The organism is Micromonospora sp. NPDC005173, from assembly GCF_040608515.1.
In the GTDB taxonomy this organism is placed as follows: domain Bacteria; phylum Actinomycetota; class Actinomycetes; order Mycobacteriales; family Micromonosporaceae; genus Micromonospora.
Genome location: NZ_JBEXIK010000001.1, coordinates 113,484 through 133,473 on the forward strand (window position 1 = coordinate 113,484; position 19,990 = coordinate 133,473).

17 protein-coding genes are annotated in these 19,990 nt (G+C 73.3%); 7 read left to right on the plus strand and 10 right to left on the minus strand.

What is annotated here, in order from left to right:
- Positions 1-2: 2 nt before the first annotated feature.
- The gene (locus tag ABZV00_RS00555; protein ID WP_355600611.1) at positions 3-368 is read right to left on the minus strand and encodes a hypothetical protein; all 366 of its coding nucleotides are present in this window, start codon (positions 366-368) and stop codon (positions 3-5) included.
- Complete coding sequence (locus tag ABZV00_RS00560) at positions 365-3,499, minus strand: SseB family protein (protein WP_355600613.1); 3,135 nt, start codon at positions 3,497-3,499, stop codon at positions 365-367. Before ABZV00_RS00560 ends, ABZV00_RS00555 begins: the two co-directional genes overlap by 4 nt.
- 152 nt (positions 3,500-3,651) lie before the next feature.
- On the opposite strand from ABZV00_RS00560, the gene mycP reads away from it, so the two are divergent.
- On the plus strand, positions 3,652-4,875 hold the full coding sequence (gene mycP, locus ABZV00_RS00565; RefSeq protein ID WP_355600615.1) for a type VII secretion-associated serine protease mycosin: 1,224 nt from the start codon (positions 3,652-3,654) through the stop codon (positions 4,873-4,875).
- A gap of 160 nt (positions 4,876-5,035) precedes the next feature.
- On the opposite strand, the gene ABZV00_RS00570 is transcribed toward mycP, so the two are convergent.
- Positions 5,036-5,329, minus strand: a complete 294-nt coding sequence (locus ABZV00_RS00570; protein WP_328422665.1) for a WXG100 family type VII secretion target — start codon at positions 5,327-5,329, stop codon at positions 5,036-5,038.
- A 22-nt stretch (positions 5,330-5,351) separates the two neighbouring features.
- On the minus strand, positions 5,352-5,672 hold the full coding sequence (locus ABZV00_RS00575) for a WXG100 family type VII secretion target (RefSeq protein WP_088986744.1): 321 nt from the start codon (positions 5,670-5,672) through the stop codon (positions 5,352-5,354).
- 475 nt (positions 5,673-6,147) lie between these two features.
- Between ABZV00_RS00575 and eccE the strand changes: the two genes are divergently transcribed.
- From eccE to rarD, 4 genes are all read left to right on the plus strand, one after another.
- Positions 6,148-7,863, plus strand: a complete 1,716-nt coding sequence (eccE, locus tag ABZV00_RS00580) for a type VII secretion protein EccE (RefSeq protein ID WP_355601317.1) — start codon at positions 6,148-6,150, stop codon at positions 7,861-7,863.
- 61 nt (positions 7,864-7,924) lie between these two features.
- Positions 7,925-8,311: a phage holin family protein gene (locus ABZV00_RS00585; RefSeq protein ID WP_328422659.1), complete on the plus strand. Its 387-nt coding sequence runs from the start codon at positions 7,925-7,927 to the stop codon at positions 8,309-8,311.
- 135 nt (positions 8,312-8,446) lie between these two features.
- Positions 8,447-8,923, plus strand: a complete 477-nt coding sequence (locus ABZV00_RS00590; protein ID WP_355600619.1) for a GNAT family N-acetyltransferase — start codon at positions 8,447-8,449, stop codon at positions 8,921-8,923.
- Positions 8,924-8,940: 17 nt separating this feature from the next.
- Positions 8,941-9,876, plus strand: coding sequence for an EamA family transporter RarD (gene rarD, locus ABZV00_RS00595; protein WP_355600621.1), 936 nt, complete (start codon positions 8,941-8,943; stop codon positions 9,874-9,876).
- Here rarD and ABZV00_RS00600 read toward each other — a convergent pair.
- Together ABZV00_RS00600 and ABZV00_RS00605 are read right to left on the minus strand one after the other, a co-directional pair.
- Positions 9,857-10,576, minus strand: coding sequence for a zf-HC2 domain-containing protein (locus tag ABZV00_RS00600; RefSeq protein ID WP_355600623.1), 720 nt, complete (start codon positions 10,574-10,576; stop codon positions 9,857-9,859). The genes rarD and ABZV00_RS00600 overlap by 20 nt on opposite strands.
- Positions 10,573-11,151 carry a sigma-70 family RNA polymerase sigma factor gene (locus ABZV00_RS00605; RefSeq protein WP_328422651.1) on the minus strand — a complete coding sequence of 193 codons (579 nt, stop codon included), beginning with the start codon at positions 11,149-11,151 and terminating at the stop codon, positions 10,573-10,575. The genes ABZV00_RS00600 and ABZV00_RS00605 overlap by 4 nt, the downstream gene beginning before the upstream one ends.
- Before the next feature lie 177 nt (positions 11,152-11,328).
- On the opposite strand from ABZV00_RS00605, the gene ABZV00_RS00610 reads away from it, so the two are divergent.
- Positions 11,329-13,464: a PhoX family phosphatase gene (locus ABZV00_RS00610; protein WP_355600625.1), complete on the plus strand. Its 2,136-nt coding sequence runs from the start codon at positions 11,329-11,331 to the stop codon at positions 13,462-13,464.
- 80 nt (positions 13,465-13,544) lie between these two features.
- Here the strand turns inward: ABZV00_RS00610 and ABZV00_RS00615 are convergent, their stop codons facing one another.
- The gene (locus ABZV00_RS00615; RefSeq protein ID WP_328422648.1) at positions 13,545-14,327 is read right to left on the minus strand and encodes an IclR family transcriptional regulator C-terminal domain-containing protein; all 783 of its coding nucleotides are present in this window, start codon (positions 14,325-14,327) and stop codon (positions 13,545-13,547) included.
- A 153-nt stretch (positions 14,328-14,480) separates the two neighbouring features.
- Between ABZV00_RS00615 and ABZV00_RS00620 the strand changes: the two genes are divergently transcribed.
- Positions 14,481-15,689, plus strand: coding sequence for an MFS transporter (locus ABZV00_RS00620; RefSeq protein ID WP_355600627.1), 1,209 nt, complete (start codon positions 14,481-14,483; stop codon positions 15,687-15,689).
- Here ABZV00_RS00620 and ABZV00_RS00625 read toward each other — a convergent pair.
- From ABZV00_RS00625 to ABZV00_RS00635, 3 genes are all read right to left on the minus strand, one after another.
- Positions 15,686-16,771, minus strand: a complete 1,086-nt coding sequence (locus ABZV00_RS00625; protein WP_355600629.1) for a polyprenyl synthetase family protein — start codon at positions 16,769-16,771, stop codon at positions 15,686-15,688. The genes ABZV00_RS00620 and ABZV00_RS00625 overlap by 4 nt on opposite strands.
- Positions 16,772-16,862: 91 nt before the next feature.
- Positions 16,863-18,416 carry an NADH-quinone oxidoreductase subunit NuoN gene (gene nuoN / locus ABZV00_RS00630; protein ID WP_355600631.1) on the minus strand — a complete coding sequence of 518 codons (1,554 nt, stop codon included), beginning with the start codon at positions 18,414-18,416 and terminating at the stop codon, positions 16,863-16,865.
- A complete protein-coding gene (locus ABZV00_RS00635; protein ID WP_355600633.1) occupies positions 18,413-19,948 on the minus strand; it encodes an NADH-quinone oxidoreductase subunit M in 1,536 nt (511 codons plus the stop codon). The genes nuoN and ABZV00_RS00635 overlap by 4 nt, the downstream gene beginning before the upstream one ends.
- Positions 19,949-19,990: the final 42 nt, after the last annotated feature.

Below are 19,990 nucleotides of genomic sequence, written 5' to 3' on the forward strand. Positions count from 1 at the left end.
GGTCAGACCCGCTGCTCCCGCAGTTCGGTGACCTCGGCGGCCGGCGCCCAGCCCTGGTAGACGCCGAAGTCGAACACCTCCAGCCGCATGGCCTGGGCCACCGGCCAGCGGCCACCGGTGTACTCCACCCGCAGCCAGGCGTCGTGCTCGCCGAGCACGATGAACGGCTGCCCCTGCCAGGTGCAGGTGGTCCGCACGTACGCCAGGTCCTCGACCTCGCTCGCCGGCAGCACCCGCACGTACCGGCCGGCGCGGACCTCCTCGAAGCCCTCAGCGGGCTCTGGTTGGTACAGCCGGATGTCATCGCCGTCCGGGCTGGCCTGGTACTCCCGGCCCTGCCAACGGGCCACGTAGCCGTCCCGCATCACGCCTCACCGACCTGTCGCCACACGACCGCGTCCGTGTCGAGCACCGCGACCACCCGCTCGGTGCCGTCCACGCCGATCCGCCAGAGCTGCGCACCATGTGGCAGCCGCGCGCTGTCCACCTTGAACTCCGCCACCACGTCGCTGCTCTCGCCCGGGGCGAAGCCGTTGCCCCGGAACGGCGGGCGTTCGATGACCCAGCCCTCCATGGCCCGCATCGCCGGCTCGTTCTGACCGCCGTACGGGATCCGGTAGAGGCTCGGCCGGTGCGCAGGCCAGCGCAGCACGTAGATCTCCTCGGCGTCCCGCGCGAACGGCGAATCCGGGTAGCTGAGGCCGAGCGCGTCGTGCAACTGAGCAGGCGTGGTCAGGTGGGCCAACTCGCCGGCCCGGTGCACGAAACCGGAGACCCGGTCGTACCCCCGCTCCAGGTAGTACGCGAGCTGGCTGGGCGCGATCGCCTTCTGCATCACGGTTGGTCGGGCCGGGTCGACCGCCGCCGGGGCGTACCGGGGGCGGGCGGCGGGTTCCGCCACGACCGGCGTCTCGGCCGGGTCCACCTCCAGGTCGTCGCCGAGCCCCACCTCCGCGGCCCAGTTGGCCAACGCGACGATCTGCTCGCCGGGCAGCTTGGCGCCGACCGGAGTGCCCGGGTTGACGGCGAACGACCAGTCCTCGTCCGGCCAGCGCCGGATCAGTTGGGCGAACTTCACCCGGACCGTGTCGACGTCGCCCTCGGCGTGGTCGGCGAGTCGCTCCGGGGAGGTGTAGACCACCACGTACGTCTCGCCGTCCAACTGCTCGGTGCGCCAGACGAAACCCGGGTCGCCGGGGCGGCTGCCCCGCACCGAATCAAGGGCGGCCGGCAGCAGGACCCGGGCCAGCAGCAGCGTGGACAGGAACGTGTCCGTGCTGCCGGCACCGGCCGCGCCGAGCAGGTCCTCCTCGACCGTGTTGGCGGGCAGGAACTCGACCGGCGCCCGCCCGTGCTGCTCGTCGCCGTCCGGGACCGCGCGCTCTGCACTGTCGTCGGCGTCGGGCCGCGCCGGTTCCGCGCCGCTGACCGTCCGAGGCCGCGGCGCCTGCCCGCCGACGTCGTCGGCGACCCGATCCGCGCCGTCTACGCCGACCGGTGGTCCGGCGAGGTCGGCGCGATCTCCGCCGTCCTGCCCGCCGACGCGGTCGTCAACGCGCACGCCACCCCAGCCACCGTCCGCCGGGCCGCCACCCATACCGGCCTCCGCCGGGCCGAACGGGCCCAGCCCAGAGGATCCCGGACCGGACGACGCCGGACCGAACTGGTCCGGGCCGGAAGAGGGCGGGGCTGTGGGCTCCGGGACGGACGCCGCCGAGCCGAACTGGCCCGGACCGGTGGACGGCGAGGCTGTGGGCTCCGGGACCGACGCCGCCGAGCCGAACTGCCCCAGACCGGTGGACGGCGAGGCTGTGGGCTCCGGGACCGACTCCGCCGAGCCGAACTGCCCCAGACCGGTGGACGACGGGGCTGTGGGCTCCGGGACGGACGCCGCCGGACCGAACTGACCCGGACTGGACGAGGGCGCGGCGGTGGACTGCGGGCCGGACCGCCAGGCGGCGTCGGCCGGGCCCTCGGCCTCGGCCGGGTCGGGGAGGTCGCGGGACTCGATGATGGTGCCCTCGATGACGATGGGCGTGAAGCCGCGGCGCGGCGCGGGCGGGCCGGAGACCGGTTCCGCGATGGACGCCGGCAGCTCCTCCACCGGCTCGAACCGGCCCGAATCGCCCGTTCGGCGGCGCGGAATCGCCTGGGTCTCGTCCGCCGAGGGATCGGTCCGCCCGAGTCGGGTCAGCGGCACCTCGCCGGTGGGTCGACCGGGCACCCGGAAGGCACGGGTGGGCTCCTCGGCCAGCGGACCGGACCGGCGGGGTGGCAGTGGCTGGGTGGGGTCGTCGTCGGGCGCCGGCGCTCGTGACCCCCGGGACGCGCCAGGGTCACCGGCCGGCGGCGGCAGCGGCCGGGTGGCGTCCGGATCCGGCATGGGGAAGGCACGGGTCGCGTTCTCGCCGCCCGGCCCGTCCGCGGGGCGGCGGCGCGGGAAGGGCTGGCTGCCCGGCCCGAACCGGGACGGCGGCACCGCGCGGTCGCCGGACCGGCCCTCGCCCGAGGCCGGGCCGGTGGTCCGGCCCCGGCCGGACGCCGGTTCGAAGAAGGAGCGTCGGCCGCTCTCGGCGCTGCCGTTGCCAGCGGCTGGGCCGTTGCTGGGGGCTGGACCGTTGCCGGCGGCCGGGCCGTTGACGTCGGCACCCGGCCGCTTCGGCGGCGGCCAGCCCGCGCCGGCACCGGTTTGGTCGGTGGGGGCGACATTGGGGCGGTCGGCAGGCGCCAGCGGCGTGAACCGGGACGCGGCCGGTCGGGACACGCCGGGTATTGCGTCGCCCGGCCTGCCGGGTCGGGGCGGGCCGGTCGGGTACCGCTGACCAGCGGCGGGCATGTCTTCCCCGCCAGATCGGCGCGTCAGCTCACCCGGGCCGGGCGTCCGGGACGACGTGCCCGGTGCGACCGGGCCGCCCACCCGGGGCACCGCGCCCCGCCCTGGCGAGGGCAGCCCGGACGGGGTCGCCGCCGGGTCGGACCCGGACGACGTCGACCCGGTAGCGGGCGGCGCACCCGTGGCGTTCGCGCCGTCCCGACCGGACCCACCGGTCCGGGACCGGGACAGGGTCTCGGCCCGCTCCAGGCGGGCGCGGGCGCCCATGGCGCGGCCAGGCAGCCGGACGTCGCCCCGGGAGAGCTGGGCGACGAACCAGGGCGGCAGGTACCCCTCGACGGGCAACCCCGGGTTGACCGCGAGCCACCACTCCTGGTTGGGCCAGCCGACCGCGAGATCCGTGAACGGGACGCGTCGGTTGCTGCCGGGGTGATCGCCGAGGCAGGCCCGCAGCGCGGCGGCGGAGGTGAAGGCCAGCACGTGGGTGCGGCCGCCGGTGGTCCAGGTGCCCCAGCCGGATGGTGCCTGACCGGGCAGCGCAGGGGCGGCGACCGGCAACAACAGATCGGTGCGGGACAGGAGCCGGAAGTAGAGCTCCTGGTCGTTGGCGCGCAGCGCGTCCCGCATCGCCACCTCGGCCTCCGTGGCCGGCTCCCATTCGGTCACGGCCACCTCTCCTTCCGAGAACAGGCCACAGGTATCGCGTACAACCTACAAGGTGGTACCAAGATCACAATTGCTGGCCGGCGGCGGTCCGCCTGCGCGTCGACGAGGCGATAACATCCCGTTCCGGAGCCGACACGATACGGAGGCCGTCGATGTCCCGGTCGATTGCGCGCCCGGTCCTTGCAGGTCTGACGGCCACACTGCTGACTGGCACGGCCGCCCCGGCCGTCGCCGCCGACGTCGCGCTCCGGGCGGCACCGGCCTGCGCGACCCCACTCGCCCCCGCCCGGCCGGTCACGGCGCTGCCCTGGCCGCAGCAGCGGTACGACCCCGCTCGGCTCGCGCCGCTCGCCACCGGCGCCGGGGTGACGGTGGCGGTGGTCGACTCCGGGGTCGACCGGGTGCACCCCCAACTGGCCGGACAGGTGCTGACCGGTACCGACCTGCTCGACCCCGGCGGGGACGGCGGCCGGGACTGCGCCGGGCACGGCACCGGTGTGGCGAGCATCATCGCGGCGGCACCCCAACCGGGCGTCGCCTTCCACGGCCTGGCACCGGGTGCCCGGATCCTGCCGGTGCGGGTGAGTGAGCAGCAGGTGGTGCAGGGGCGGGAGTCGGGGCGCACGGTCAGCGCCAGCGAGTTTGCCCGAGCCATTCGCTGGGCCGTCGACCACGACGCCGACGTGCTGAACCTCTCCGTGGTGCTGTACGCCGACGACCCGGCGGTCCACTCCGCCGTGCGGTACGCGGTCGACCGGAACGTGGTGCTGGTGGCCGCCGCCGGCAACCTGCACGACAACGGGAACCCGCGCCCGTTCCCCGCCGCGTACGACGGGGTGCTCGGGGTGGGTGCGATCGGGGCGGGCGGTGGGCGGGCGACCTTCTCGCAGGCCGGTCCGTACGTCGACCTGGTCGCACCGGGCAGCGAGGTGCTGGCCGCCGCGCCCGGTCAGGGCCACCACCAGGTCGAGGGGACCAGCTACGCGGCGCCGTTCGTGGCGGCCACCGCGGCGCTGCTGCGCCAGTACCGGCCCGAGTTGACCGCCGCCCAGGTGGCGGAGCGGATCGTCGCCACCGCCGATCCGGCACCCGGCGCGGGTCATGGCGGCGGGTACGGCGCCGGCGTGCTGAACCCCTACCGGGCGGTCACCGAGACCGGCGGTGCCCGGCCGGCCGGCCCTCGGGCAGTCGCGGCGCTCGCCGACGACCGGGTCGACCCGGCGCTGGTCGCCCGCCAGGCTCGCCGGGCGACTGCCCGGGACCGGGCACTGCTGGTCGGCGCCGTGATCGGCACGACGGCGCTTGCCGTGGTGCTGCTCGCCCTGGTGCTGCCCCGAGGTGCGCGCCGGCGGTGGCGCCCGGCCGACCCGGCCTGAACCCGCCAGCCCGCCCCGCTCCGCGGCCCGACCTGACCCCGCCAGCCCGCCGCCCCGCTCCGCGGCCCGGCCTGACCCTGCGAGCCCGCCGCCCCGCTCACCGACCAGGCGCGGCCGGGGCGCCGACCCGGACATGGTCAGCGCTCCCGGCCCACCGGAATCACTGGAACAGCCCGGTGTTCTTCTTCTCGGTGTCCAGATAGTCGGTGGCGGAGTCGCCCACCGCCAGCCTGATGTCGCGCAGCATCGCCTGGAGGTCCTGCGAGGCGGAGCGCCACCGCGCCTGGCGCTGCTCATACGCCTGCCGGGCCTCGCCCGTCCAGCTCGCCACCAGCGGGGCGGCGTCCCGTTCGAGTTGGCCGAGCTGCGAGTCGAGCGTGTTCAGCGCCTTCTGGATGTCCGCGCCGGCCTGCTGAAGCGCGGCGAAGTTGACGACCAGCACACCGTGGTCCATCGGATCTCCCTCCCGAGCGGGATCAGAGCGGCAGCTGGATGCCGCCGCGGTTGGTGCCGGCCACCCGGCTGGCCGCCTCGTCGTCCGAGACGTCGTACTGCCGGCCGGCGGTGCGGATCGCACCTGCGGTCTCCCGCAGCGCCCGGTGCAGCGCCGCCTGGTCCTGCGACCACTGCTGCTTGACCTGCTCGAACGACCGCCCGCCGGCACCGCGCCAGGCCTGCTGCAACACCTCCAGCTCGGCCAGCAGGCCGGTCAGCATGGACTGCAACGACTGGTCCACCTGCTCGAACTTCGCGGCGGTCTGCTGCATGACCGCGGCTTCTGCCTGGGTTTGGGACACCCGGACGTCACCTCATCTCCTCGATCGTGACTGGCCGTCGACGCGCCCACCCTGGGGGCGCGCCGCTCGCGTGGCCCGGTCGTCGAGCATGGTGGACGCGGGTCAGCGATGAACTTCGTGGCTGACGGTAGCGGCCCGGTAGCAGTTCTGCTACCCCCCCGCATCTCCCCTGTGGACAACCACGAGACCCATCGGTCGCTTACGATGTGCCGCAGCCACGTCGCGGCGCGTGACGGACCGTCGGAGCGGCCGGCCGCCCGGCGCGGTCCACTGTCGAGGAGGTGCGGTGCCGGCGATCACCACCGGAGGACCGCAGCCGGCGATCCCCGCCGGGCCCGGGCCAGGCATTGTCCCGCCGGCACCCGGGCCGAGCGGGCTCACCGACACCGGCCCGGGTCTTCCCGTCCAGGGCGCACCCCACCGGCCGCCGCCCCGCACCCGCTGGGCCTCGCTCGGCCGCCGCGCCGGTGCCGGGGTGCGCGCGGGCCAACTGGTCACCGGGCAGGTCGCGGTGGCGCTCGTCCTCGCCGCCCTGGGCCGGGGCGTCCTGGCCACCGTCGCGGCCCTGCTGGCAGCGGCGCTACTGGTGGCGACCGCCTGGGGCCGGGTCCGGGGCCGTTGGCTCTTCGAGTGGCTGGGCACCGCCGTCGGGCACCTGACCCGTCGCCGGGCGCTGGCCGGGCCGGCCGGCCCGACCGAGTTGCTCGACCTGGTCGCCCCGGGTGCCGTGGTCCGCTCGACGGAGCTGCCCGGCGGACCGGCCGCGGTGCTGGAGGACACCACCGGCCTGGTGGCGCTCCTCGAGCTCGGCGACCCCGGCGACCTGCTCGGCGACGCGTCCCGGGCGATCCCCGCGCCGTCCGCGCTGCTGCCCCCACCCGGGCCGGAGGTACCGCCGCTGCGGATCCAACTGCTGCTCGCCGGGACACCGGCACCCGTGCCGGCGGCGGGCGGCACGGTCGGCACGTCGTACCGGCAGCTCACCGATGGGCGGCTCGCCGGGCGGGAGCGGGCCGTACTGGCGGTCCGGGTGCTACGGGTCGACGGCTGGTCGGAGGAGGATCTGCGCCGGGTGCTCGCCGGCACGCTGCGCCGGCTCGTCCGCCGACTCGGGCCGCTCACCGCGCGGCCGCTCGGCGTACCCGCGGCGCTCCGCGTCCTGGGCGAGCTGGCCCACCACGACGGCCATCCGGTGCGGGAGTCCTGGCCGGTGCTCCGGTCCGGCGCACTGCTCCAGGCCACCTTCCGGCTGATCCAGTGGCCGGACGCCCACAGTGCGGGTGCGCGGCGGCTGGTGGCACGGCTGCTCGCGCTGCCGGCGACCGCGACGACCGTGTCGCTCTGCGCAGGCCCGCCTTCGGCCACCGGGGTGCCGACCGAGCTGACCGTACGCCTGGCCGCCGGGACGGCGACGGAGCTGACCGTGGCCGCCGAGGCGCTGAACCGGCTGGTGACCGGCCTGGGCGGGCAGGTCCGCCGGCTCGACGGCGTACACCTCGACGGGCTGGCCGGCACGCTGCCGCTCGCGCTCGCCGCAACCGGGGCGCAGCCACGACCGGCGGTGGATGGCTGGGAGCTGACCCTGGGTGAGGCCGGGATGATGGTCGGCACCAACCGGCACGGCGGTGCGGTCACCGTGCGATTGTTCCGACCGGAGAGCACTCGCGTGCTGCTGGTGGGCGGGGTACGCGCCGCTCAACTGGTGGCGCTGCGCGCGATGGCGCTGGGTGCCCTGGTGGTGGTGCAGACCGCGCGCCCGCGCGCCTGGGAGCCGTTCGTCCGGGGCGTGGGCGCGCCCGGCGGGACGATCCCGCTGATCCCGCCGGGTCGCCCGGTCGCCGACGGCGTGGGCACCGCGCTGCGGCCGTTGCTGTTGGTGGTCGACGCGGGACCGGTGCCGGCCGAGGCCGAGCCGGGCCCGCCGTGGCGGGCCACCGTGGTGGTGCGGGACGAGTTGACCCCGGCGGACGTCGACACGCTGAGCCGGGCCGACCTGGCGGTGCTGCAACCGCTGGACGCCGCCGAGGCCGCCCTGGCCGGTGCCGCGCTGGGGTTGGGCGGCTCGGCCGAGTGGCTGACCCGGATGCGGGACGACATGGTGGCAGTGGTGAACCGGCGAGCACTGCGGTGGGCGCTGCTCTCCCCCACCCCGATCGAGTCGCAGCTGATTGGGCGGCCGGCGCGCGGCTGAGCCGAACGGATCGTCAACTGGCGGGTTACGCCGGTGGCCGGTCCGTGGCACGATCCCCGCCATGGGTTTTCTGAAAGGGCTGCTGATTCGGCTGGCCACCACGGCGCTGGCCTTCTGGCTGGCCACACTGCTCATTCCAGGCATCATTCTGGAGTCGACCTCCGCGGTCGAGACGGTCACCACGCTGGTCCTGGTGGCGGCGATCTTCGGCGTGGTCAACGCGGTGCTCCAGCCGATCATCAAGACCGTCGGCTGTGGCTTCTACCTGCTGACCCTGGGTCTCATCGCGCTGGTGGTCAACGGCCTGCTGTTCCTGCTCACGAGCTGGATCGCCGACCAGGCCGGGCTGGGGTTCTCGGTGGACGGCTTCTGGCCGGCCGCCGTGCTGGGTGCCCTCTTCGTGAGCATCGTGACCTGGATCCTCGGCGCGGTCCTCGACCGCGACTGACCGGCGACCGCCCCGCACCGACCCGGGCCGGGCCGCCCGGGGCCCCGGCCACGACCGGAGCCCCGGGCGGTCTGGTGACCACGGATCGGGAATTGGCGTGCGCGGGGACTGCTCGGGTCGGCTAGCCTCGCCGGCGTGTTCTCGCTGACCCGCGCCGACGGCCACCTGCTCAGCACCGACCCCGCCCGACTCGAGCTGGAGCGGGTGCACCGCTGGCTGTCCACCGACGCGTACTGGGCGCTGGGGCGGGATCGGGAGACGGTCGCCCGGGCGTTCGCCGGTTCGCTGCCGTTCGGCGTCTACCGACCTGGGGACGGCCGCCAGGTGGCGGTGGCCCGGGCGGTCACCGACGGCGCCACCTTCGCCTGGCTCTGCGACGTGTACGTGGACCGCTCCGCCCGGGGCAACGGGTTGGGCGGCTGGCTGGCCGGCACGGTCCGCGACCACCTGGCCGAGCTGGGCGTACGCCGGATTCTGCTGGCCACCAACGACGCGCACGAGGTGTACGCGCGGGTGGGCTTCACGCCGTTGGACACCCCGGAGCGGTGGATGCAGCTCGATCGGCGGCCAGCGGTGACGCCGGTCACCGGAAAGGAACAAGAGGGCAGTTGACCCCTTACGGTGGAGCCGTGACGCCACTCCGCCTGGGATACCTCTACGGCCTCGGCGCGTACCTGCTCTGGGGTTTCTTCCCGCTCTACCTGAAGCTGCTGCGACCGGCCGGCCCGCTGGAGATCCTGGCGCACCGCATCGTCTGGTCGGTCGTCTTCGTGGCCCTGCTGCTGGCCGCGCTGCGCAACATCGGCTTCCTGCGGGCGCTGCTGCGCCGGCCCTGGGCACTGGCCGGGATCGCCGCCGCCGCCGCGCTGATCGCGGTCAACTGGGGCACCTACATCTACGGGGTCAACTCCGACCGGGTGGTGGAGACGGCGCTCGGCTACTTCATCAACCCGCTGGTGGTGGTGCTGCTCGGGGTGACGGTGCTGGGCGAGCGGCTACGCCCGGCGCAGTGGGTGGCACTGGGCATCGGCGCGTCGGCGGTCGCGGTGCTCACCGTGGACTACGGCCGGCTGCCCTGGCTGGCACTGACCCTGGCCTTCAGCTTCGCCGGGTACGGCCTGGTCAAGAAGCGGCTCGGGCTGCCCGCCGCAGAGGGGCTCTTCGTCGAGTCGGCGGTGCTGGCGCTGCCCGCGCTGGGCTACCTGGCCTGGCTGACCCGGCGCGCCGAGTCGACCTTCGGGCACGTCTCGGCCGGGCACACCGCGCTGCTGGTGGTGGCCGGTGCGGCCACCGCGATCCCGCTGCTGCTCTTCGCCGGGGCCGCCAACCGCCTGCCGCTGACCAACCTCGGCATGATCCAGTATCTGGCGCCGATCCTTCAGCTCGGCTGCGGCGTGCTGATCTTCCACGAGCCGATGCCGCCGGCCCGCCTCGCCGGCTTCGCGCTGGTCTGGCTCGCCCTGATCGTCTTCACCGCCGACGCCGTCCGCCAGTCCCACCGCACCCGTCTCGCCACCCGCACCCCCTCCCCAAGCCCTGAGCCGGTTACGGGACGGCGAAGGTGAGCAGCGGGGTGCCGTCGGCGCGTTGCAGTTCCACGCTGACGAGTTCCGCGTCGGTGAAGCGGGTCGCCCCGGTGAACCGGAGGTCGTCCCCGGGCGCGGCGAGCCAGGAGCCGATCTGCTCGGTGGCACCGTTCGGGCCGTGCGCCACCAGCCGGAACGGGTACGCCTTGCCGTAGCTGGTCCGCGCGTCGTACCCGCAGTGCATGGTCACCTCGGTGCCCCAGTCGGTGCCGGTCAGCCCGATCTCGGCGTGCACCGGCCCGGCGGCGGCCACCGGTCGCATGGCGACCATCGACACCTTCGGCGCGGGCGTGGTGCCCTGGGCACCGGGGGTGTCGGGCGGGCCGGACGGGCGGGGTAGCACCGCGCCCGTGCCGACACCGACCACCAGAGCCAGCGCGGCGGCGGCCAGGGTGGTCAGCGCGTAGCGCCGACGGGTCGCGGAGCGTTCACGGCGACGGCGGTTGCGGGCCTCCTCCAGCAACGCGGGTGCCCGGGCGGCGGTCGGTGGCGGCAGGAACTGCTCCAACCCCGCCGGGTCGAGGCGGCCGAGCAGCCCGGGCAGTACGGCGATCTCGGCGACGGCGTCCCGGCAGGAGGCGCAGCCGGCGAGGTGCCGCTCGTAGGCCGCCCGCTCGGCGGGGGCGAGGGCACCCAGCACGTACGCGCCATCGTCGTGCGCGAACTCGCACCGGGTCATCCCGTCACTCCCATCTCAGCCAGGACCAACCGTAGTGAGCGCAGCGCGTAGTGGGTGCGCGACTTCACGGTGCCCGGTGGCACGCCCAGCCGGGACGCCGCCTCGGCCACCGACCGTCCCTGGTAGAAGCACTCGACCAGCACCTCCCGATGGGTCGGGCTGAGCCGGTTCAGCGCCTCGGCGACCGTCCACGCCTCCACCGCGCGTTCGGCCTCGTCGACCACCTCCGGCGGTTCGGGCAGCTCGTTGGTGAACACCTCGCCGACCCGGGTCGATCGTCGCCGCCAGGCGTCGATGGCGAGGTTGCGGGCGGTGGTGAAGAGCCAGGCCCGCACCGAGCCGCGTCGCGGGTCGAGCGACTCCGGGTGTCGCCAGGCCCGCAGCAGCGTCTCCTGCACCAGGTCCTCGGCCCGCTGCCGGTCCCCGTTGACCAGCCGCAGGGCGTGTGCGTACAGCGCCTCCGCGTGCTCGTCATGCAGCGCGCGCAGCAGTTGAGCGTCATGGTCGCTGATGGCGGTCTCCTCGCTTCCGGCGCGCGTCCGGCGGTGCGTCCGCTCGTGAATACGTGCGGTCATGCCGATCGGTTCAGCCCGAGGTCAGACCGGCTGTGCGTCGACCGGCACCGGCGACTTGTTCACGTCTGGTTCACATTGCGGCCGACGAGCGCTCACCGCGTCCTCCTAGCGTCCGGCAGGTACGCCTGCCGATGCCTGATCCAGCAGTGCCACTGACCTTCCCAGGAGGCTTCTCCCATGAGCGACCGTCCCCGGCTGCTCCCGCTGTTGGGTGCCAACCGCCACGGCACCCGCGACGCCATGACCTGTCTCTACCGCTGTGGAAACGCCTGCGACCACCCGGTCCCGAACACCTCCGACAACGCGTACTTCGGAGACGTGGTGAACGCGGAGGTCTCGCGGCGCGGCGTGGTCCGGGCCGGCGCGGTCGGTGCGCTGGTGCTCGGTTTCGGTGGTGCTGCGGCCGGTGCGCTGGCCGGCGCCGCCCCGGCCATGGCAGCCCCCGCCACCCCGGATCTCCCGGATGTCCCGGAGTCCTTCGGCTTCGGACGTCCCACCACCGGCGTCGGCAGCGGGGCGCTGAGCTTCAAGCCGATCCCGCCGAACAAGTTGGACACCCTGGTCGTACCGAACGGGTACGACCACGCCGTGGTGATCAAGTGGGGTGACCCGGTGGTGCCGGGCGCGCCCGAGTTCAACGTGCACAAGCAGACCGCCGCAGCGCAGTCCAAGCAGTTCGGCTACAACAACGACTTCGTGGGCGTGCTGCCGCTGGACAAGCGGGGCAACCGGGCGCTGCTCGTGGTCAACCACGAGTACACCAACGAGGACCTGATGTTCCCGGGCTTCCCCGGCCTGGACGGGCTCTCGGTGGAGCAGCTGCGCACCGCGATGGCCGCGCACGGCATGTCCGTGGTGGAGCTGGAGCGGGTCGCCGGCACCGGGCAGTGGAAGCCGGTCGAGAACGGCCGGCGGCCGTACAACCGGCGGGTCACCGCGCTCGCCACGAAGTTCGACCTGACCGGCCCGGCCGCCGGCTCGGCCTGGCTGAAGACCGCCGCCGACCCGAAGGGCCGTACGGTCGTCGGCACGCTGAACAACTGCGCCGGCGGCGTGACCCCGTGGGGCACGGTGCTCTCCGGCGAGGAGAACTTCAACCAGTACTTCGTCGGTGCCGACGGCGTCCCGGCGGAGCTGAAGCCGAAGATGGACCGGTACGGCATCAGCACCGCAACCCGTTACCCCAGCGGCAGCCGCAAGTGGGAGCGCGCCGACGAGCGTTTCGACCTGGCGAAGCACCCGAACGAGGCGCACCGGTTCGGCTGGATCGTCGAGATCGACCCGTTCGACCCGGAGAGCCGCCCGCGTAAGCACACCGCGATGGGCCGGTTCAAGCACGAGGGCGCGAACGTGATCGTCACGAAGGACGGGCACGTGGTCGCGTACATGGGCGACGACGAGCGGTTCGACTACCTCTACAAGTTCGTCTCGGACAAGAAGTTCCTGAAGGGCAACTCCTGGGCCGCCCGCAAGCACAACCTGACCCTGCTGGAGTCCGGCACGCTCTACGTCGCGCAGCTGGACCAGACCAGCGCCGGCGAGATCGACGGCTCGGGCAAGCTTCCCAGTGACGGCGCGTTCAACGGTCGGGGCCGCTGGATCAAGCTGGTGAGCGGCAACCGTTCGTACGTCGACGGGATGACCGCCGCGGACGTGCTCACCTTCACCCGGCTCGCTGGCGACAAGGTCGGCGCGACCAAGATGGACCGCCCGGAGGACGTCGAGCCGAGCCTGCTGACCGGCAAGGTGTACGTGGCGCTGACGAACAACACCAACCGGGGCGTCGGCAGCAGCCCGAAGGCGGACGAGGCCAACCCGCGGACCGCCAACAAGCACGGGCAGATCCTGGAGCTGGTCGAGGACCGCGGCGACAACGCTGCCGAGACCTTCGCCTGGTCGCTGCCGATCGTCTGCGGCGACCCGACCGACCCGTCGACCTTCTTCGCCGGATACGACAAGACCAAGGTCTCCCCGATCTCCTGCCCGGACAACGTCGCCTTCGACGCCACCGGCAACCTGTGGATCTCCACGGACGGCAACGCGCTGGGCAGCAACGACGGCCTCTTCGCCACCGCCGTGGAGGGCCCGGAGCGGGGTCACCTCAAGCAGTTCCTGACCGTGCCGCTCGGCGCCGAGACCTGCGGCCCGTTCATCACCGGTGACAACCGCTCGGTCTTCGTCGCCGTGCAGCACCCGGGTGAGATCACCGGCGCATCGGTGGAGAACCCGGCCTCGAACTGGCCGGACGGCGACTACGCCAAGCCGGGCGTGGTGGTCACCTGGCGCCTCGACGGCGGCCCGGTGGGCAGCTGACGTTACTCCGGCGGTCCGGCGCTGGACCGCCACCAGAGGCCCTCTCCCAGCCCGGGAGAGGGCCTCTCGGCGTCGTGGGGTCAGTGGTCGGCGGCGATGCCGTCGGCGACGGCCCGGGCGACCGTGAGCAGCTTGGCCCGGACCACCCGGGCGGAGGTCATCATCTCGCCGGCCGGCAGCGCGCAGGCCAGCACGACCCGCCGTTCCATGTCCTTGTCCGGCGAGACCAGCACCGCCGCGCAGGCCACCCCCTGGCGGAACTGCCCCAGCTCCAACTGCATGCCGCGCCGGTCGCCGGCGGCCAGGTCGGCCTCGAACGTCTCGGTGCTGGTCAGGGTGGCGGTGGTGAACGGGCGCATGCCGTACTCCCGCAGGTAGCGGAAGCGTTGTTCGGTGGTGAGGGTGGCGAGCAGGGACTTGCCGAGGGCGGTGGCGTGCGCCCCCTCGTCGAAGCCGGGGACCAGATCCTCCAGGTAGGGCGAGCGGTGCCCCTCTGCGACCGCCGTGAGGGCCACCTGGCCGCCGACGAAGCGGCCCAGGTAGTGGCTGTAGCCGGTGTCGGCGGCGGCGCGCCGCAGCGTCTCACCGACGGCTGGCGGGCCACGGAACGCGGTGACCAGTTCGCGGTAGCGGTCCGCCACTTCCAGCCCCACGATGTACGTGCCGTCCTCCCGACGGATCACGTAGCCCTCGTAGGCGAGGGTGCGGACCAGGTGGTACGTGGTGGCCACGGTCAACTCGCACCGCCGGGCGATCTGCTTGACGGTCAGGCCCTTCGGGGCGCGACCGACCGACTCCAGCACCCGCAGCGCTCGGGACACGCTGCGGATCAGGTCCGAAGGTTCTGCCAAGGGGTCGCGCACAACCACCTCCGCCGCCAGGGACTTACACCATATGAAAAACAGGCCCGGTGCGAAATGCCTGTTCGGGTCGAGGATGCCAGATCGTCATCAACACGTCGTACCCCGCCGGTCACCAGGAGTGATCCGAGAGCGGTTCACGTAGGTTTGCCGACGATGACCGACACCGCCCTCACCTCCGCCCCGGGCACCGCCCCGGCCCGCCCGATCCGGGTCAGCGCCGGCGCCGTCGCCACCACCATCGCCTGCGTGCTACCCGTCTTCCTGCTCGGCGGCCTCGCCGTGCAGATGGGCGCGGACCTCGGCTTCTCCCCGGCTGGCCTCGGCCTGGCCGTGGCCGTCTACTTCGGGATCAGCGCGCTGGCCTCGGTGCCCTCCGGCCGCCTGGTCGAGCGCTACGGGCCGGCCGTGGTGGCCCGCTGCGGCATCCTCCTTGCCGCCGGGTCCATGCTTGCCGTGGCGGCGCTCGCCCGGTCGTACCCGGTGCTGGTCGGGCTGCTGGCGCTCAGCGCCGCCGCGAACGCCCTCGGCCAGTTGGCCAGCAACGCCGCACTGGCGCAGCATGTGCCGGCTCGCCGGCAGGGGCTGTCGTTCGGCGTCAAGCAGGCCGCCATCCCGGTCTCCACCCTGCTAGCCGGGGCAGCGGTGCCCACCGTCGCGCTCACCGCCGGCTGGCGTTGGGCGTTCGTGGCCGCCGCCTGCGCGGCGCTGACGACGCTGCCCGCCGTACCCCGGCAGGAGCGCGGCCGTGCCCGGCGGGCCGGCGCCGGGCGCGCGGGCCGGGCCACGATGGCGCTGGTGGTGATCGGTGCGGCGGCGGCGCTGGCTGCCGCCGCGGCGAACGCGCTCGGCACCTTCCTGGTGGACTCCGCGGCCGCCCGGGGCCTGTCACCGGCTCTCGCCGGCCTCACCCTGACCCTGGGCAGCGCCGTCTGTGTGCTGGCCCGGGTCGGCGCCGGCTGGCTGGCCGACCGGCGCGCCAGCGGCCACGTGGCGCTGATCGCCGCGATGCTGGTGGTCGGCGCGGCCGGGCTGGGCCTGCTCGCCCTGACCGGGGCGGTGCCGCTGGTGGCTGGCGTGGTGCTCGGCTTCGGCCTCGGATGGGCCTGGCCCGGCCTGATGAACTTCGCGGTGGTCCGGCTCCACCCGCAGGCCCCGGCCGCCGCCACGTCGATCACCCAGACCGGGGTGTACGCGGGCGGCTGCCTCGGTCCACTGACCCTCGGCCCACTCGCCGCCCACCTCGGCTACCCGACGATGTGGACCACGGCTGCGGTGGCCATGCTGCTCGCCGCCGCCCTCATGCTCGTCGGCAGCCGCCTGTTGACGCGCACCGCCGCCGGGGCGGGTCGGAGCGGGGATTAACTGGTGCGGTCGGCGATGTAGTCGCAGAGCGACTCGAGGGCCTGGCGGGACGGGCCCTTCGGAAGCGGGGCCAGGCGCCCCCGGGCGTCCTCGGCGTAGCTGCGCACGGTCTCCCGGGCCCGCTTGAGCGCCGGGCTCTCCCGGAGCAGCCCCAGCGCCTCGGCGTGCAGCGCGTCGTCGGTCAGCGGGCCGGTGGCCAGGATCTCCCGCAGCCGCACCGAGGACGCGTCGGAGTCGTCCGCAGCGCGCGCGTAGAGCACCGGCAGCGTCGGAACGCCCTCACGCAGGTCCGTGCCGGGTGTCTTGCCCGACTGCATCGAGTCGGAGGCGATGTCCAGCAGGTCGTCGGAGAGCTGGAACGCGACGCCGATGGTCTCGCCGTACCCGGCCAGCGCCTCGATGTGCTCGGTGGAGGCTCCACTGAACATGCCGCCGAACCGGGCCGACGTGGCGATCAGGGAGCCGGTCTTCTCGGCGATCACGTGCAGGTAGTGCGTGACCGGGTCATCGTCGGCGCGCGGCCCCACGGTCTCCGCGATCTGGCCGTGCACCAGCCGGGCGAAGGTGCGCGCCTGCAACCGGACCGCCTCGGGGCCCAGCTCGGCCGAGATGTCCGCAGCGCGGGCGAAGAGGTAGTCGCCGACCAGGATGGCGACCGAGTTGGTCCAACGGGAGTTCGCGCTCGGCGCGCCCCGGCGCACGGCGGCCTCGTCCATCACGTCGTCGTGGTAGAGGGTGGCCAGGTGGGTGAGCTCCATCACCACGGCCGCAGGGACCACCTGCGGGCTGGTCGGGTCACCGAACTGGGCGCCCAGCGCCACCAGCAGCGGCCGGAACCGCTTCCCGCCGGCCTCGACGAGGTGCCGGGCGGCCTCGGTGACGAACGGGTCGGCGCTGGCCACACTGGCCCGCAGATCGACTTCGACCGCGTCCAGCAGACCCAGCACACATGCCTCGACGCGGGGATCGGCGAGATGGAGGCCGAGCGCGCCGAACTGACTCGTGCTCGCCCGACCCCGGCGACCGCCGGAGCCGGTGGCACCTGAACGCTCGCCAGCCGGAATCACCACGCTATCAACCATGCCACACCCGTTCTACCTGCTCCGGGTCGGGGATATGCACCGGGGACCGGCACACGAACGTGTGCCGGTCCCCGGTTTGCCGAGGCTCTGGTCATCGCACGAAGTCGGCGGCTCCGGCAGCCAGGTCGAGCAGCGGCGCCGGGGCGACACCCAGCACCAGGGTGGCCAGGACGCCGATCATCAACGCGGCGGAGGTGAGTCCACCGGGCACGGTGACGGTCGGGGTGGACTCGCCCGGCTCGGAGAGCCACATCATGACCACGACCCGCAGGTACGGGAAGGCCAGCACCATGCTGGTCAGCACACCGGCGATCACCAGCCAGGCGTGGCCACCGTCCAGCGCCGGCCCGAAGACCGCGAACTTGCTGGTGAAGCCGCTGGTGAGCGGGATGCCGGCGAAGGCCAGCAGGATGAACGTGAACAGGCTGGCGTAGAACGGCGAGCGCCGGCCCAGCCCGGCCCAGCGGGACAGGTGGGTGGCCTCCCCGTCGGCGTCCCGGACCAGGGTCACGACCGCGAACGCGGCCAGCACCGAGAAGCCGTACGCGACCAGGTAGAACATCGTGCCGGAGAGCCCGTCGCTGCTCGGCGACAGCACACCGACCAGCAGGTAGCCGGCGTTGGCGATGGAGGAGTACGCGAGCAGCCGCTTGATGTCGGTCTGGGTGACCGCGAGCACCGCGCCGACCAGCATGGTCAGCACCGCCACCGCGCCGAGCACCGGGGTGAAGTCCCAGGCTGCACCGGCGAACGCGACGTGGAAGACGCGCAACAGCGCGCCGAACGCGGCAACCTTGGTGCAGGCGGCCATGAAGCCGGTGATCGGGGTCGGGGCGCCCTGGTAGACGTCCGGCGTCCACACGTGGAACGGGGCCGCCGCGGCCTTGAAGAGCAGGCCGATGGCGAGCAGCGCCATGCCAGCGAAGAGCAGCACCGGGCTCGCCGGCGACTCGGTCACCGCCGCGTTGATCGTGGCGAAGTCGACCCCGGCACCGCGACCGGGGATCCCGGAGGTGAAGCCGTAGATCAGTGCCACCCCGAACAGGAAGAACGCCGAGGCGTACGCGCCGAGCAGGAAGTACTTCATCGCCGCCTCCTGGCTCAGCAGTCGCCGGCGACGGGCCAGCGCGCAGAGCAGGTACAGCGGCAGCGAGAAGACTTCCAGTGCGATGAACATGGTCAGCAGGTCGTTCGCCGCCACGAAGATCAGCATGCCGCCGATCGCGAACGTGGTGAGCGGGTAGACCTCGGTGAGGCCGTTGCGCCCCTCGGCCTGCTGCCGGTCGTCGGCCGACTCGGCGGTCACCGCGGCCTGGGCGACGAACGCCCCGCCCCGCTCCACCGTCCGGTCACCGATCAGCAGCAGCGCCATCGCGGCCAGCACCAGGATCGCGCCCTGGAGGAAGAGCGTCGGTCCGTCCACCGCGATGGCCTGGCCGGCGGTGATGAGCCGGTCGTCGGCGTTGAGGACCACCATGGTCAGCGCGGCGAGTACGGCCAGCAGGGCCAGCGTCAGCTGCACCACGTGCCGCAAACGCCGGGGCACGAAGGCCTCGACCAGCACGCCGAACAACGCGACACCCAACATGATCATGATTGGGGCGAGCGCCGCATAGTCGAGCGACGGCAGTTTCAACTCGGTCACTTTGCCGCCTCCTGGACGGTGCCGCCCACCGACGGGGCGGGGTCGGTCCTGCCGATGTCGTCCATGGTCGCCTGGACGGCGGGGTTGATCACGTCAGTGACCGGCTTCGGGTAGAAGCCGAGCAGCACGATCAGCGCGATCAGGGGGGCGACCACGACCTTCTCGCGCAGGTTGAGGTCCCGGCGCATCCCCTCGACCTCGGTCAGCGCCGGGTTGAGCGTGCCCTGGGTGGTGCGCTGCACCATCCACAGCACATACGCGGCGGCCAGGATGATGCCGACCGTCGCGATGACCGCGACCGGCTTGTTCACCGTGAACGTGCCGATCAGCACCAGGAACTCGGAGATGAACGGCGCGGTCCCGGGCAGCGCGAGCGAGGCGAGACCGGCGAAGAAGAGCACCCCGGCGAGCACCGGGACCAGCTTGCCCGCGCCACCGAAGTCACTGATCAGCGCCGAGCCGCGCCGCGAGATCAGCATGCCCACCACCAGGAAGAGCAGGCCGGTGGCCAACCCGTGGTTGAGCATGTAGAGCACCGCGCCGGTGCCGGCCTGGGTGGTGAAGGCGAAGATGCCCACCCCGATGAAGCCGAAGTGCGCGATCGAGGTGTACGACACCAGCCGCTTGAGGTCGTTCTGGCCGACCGCCAGCAGCGCGGCGTAGACGATGCCGATCACGCCGAGCGCCAGCGCCCACGGCGCGAACCACTTCGACGCCTCGGGGAACAGCGGCAGGCAGTAGCGCAGGATGCCGAACGTACCGACCTTGTCCAGCACGCCGACCAGCAGCGCCGCGGCGCCCGCAGGGGCGGCGCCACCGGCGTCCGGCAGCCAGGTGTGGAACGGGAAGAACGGCGCCTTGATGGCGAACGCGAGGAAGAAGCCGAGGAACAGCCAGCGCTCGGTGCCGGTGCTGATGTCGATCTGCGACAGCGCCTGCCAGTCGAAGGTCTTCCCGCCGACGACCCACAGCCCGATCACCGCGGCCAGCATGAACAGGCCGCCGACAAGCGAGTAGAGGAAGAACTTCACCGCCGCGTACTGCCGCTGGTGGCCGCCGTAGCTGCCGATCAGGAAGTACATCGGCACCAGCATGACCTCGAAGAACACGTAGAACAGGAAGACGTCGGCGGCGGCGAAGACGCCGATCATCGTGCACTCGAGGACCAGCAGCAGCGCGAAGTAGACGGGCACCGACCGCTTCGACGACTCCGCGTCGTGCCACGACGCCAGGATCACCAGCGGCACCAGCACCGCGATCAGCATCAGCATCACCAGCGCGATGCCGTCGGCGGCGAAGGTGAAGTTGACACCCCAGTTCGGGATCCACGAGTAGGACTCGCGGAACTGGAACCGGTCACCGCCTGCCTTGAAGCTGACCCACATCACCACGGAGAGCACCAGCACCAGCAGCGACCAGACGAACGCCACCTGCTTGGCCAGCTCCGGTCGGTGGCGCGGCAGGAAGGCCACCACCAGGGCGCCCACCAGTGGCGCCACGGTGAGCACCGAGAGGAACGGGAAGTTGGACATTATGCGGCCTTACCTCCGTCGTCACTGCGTGGTCCGCCGGCG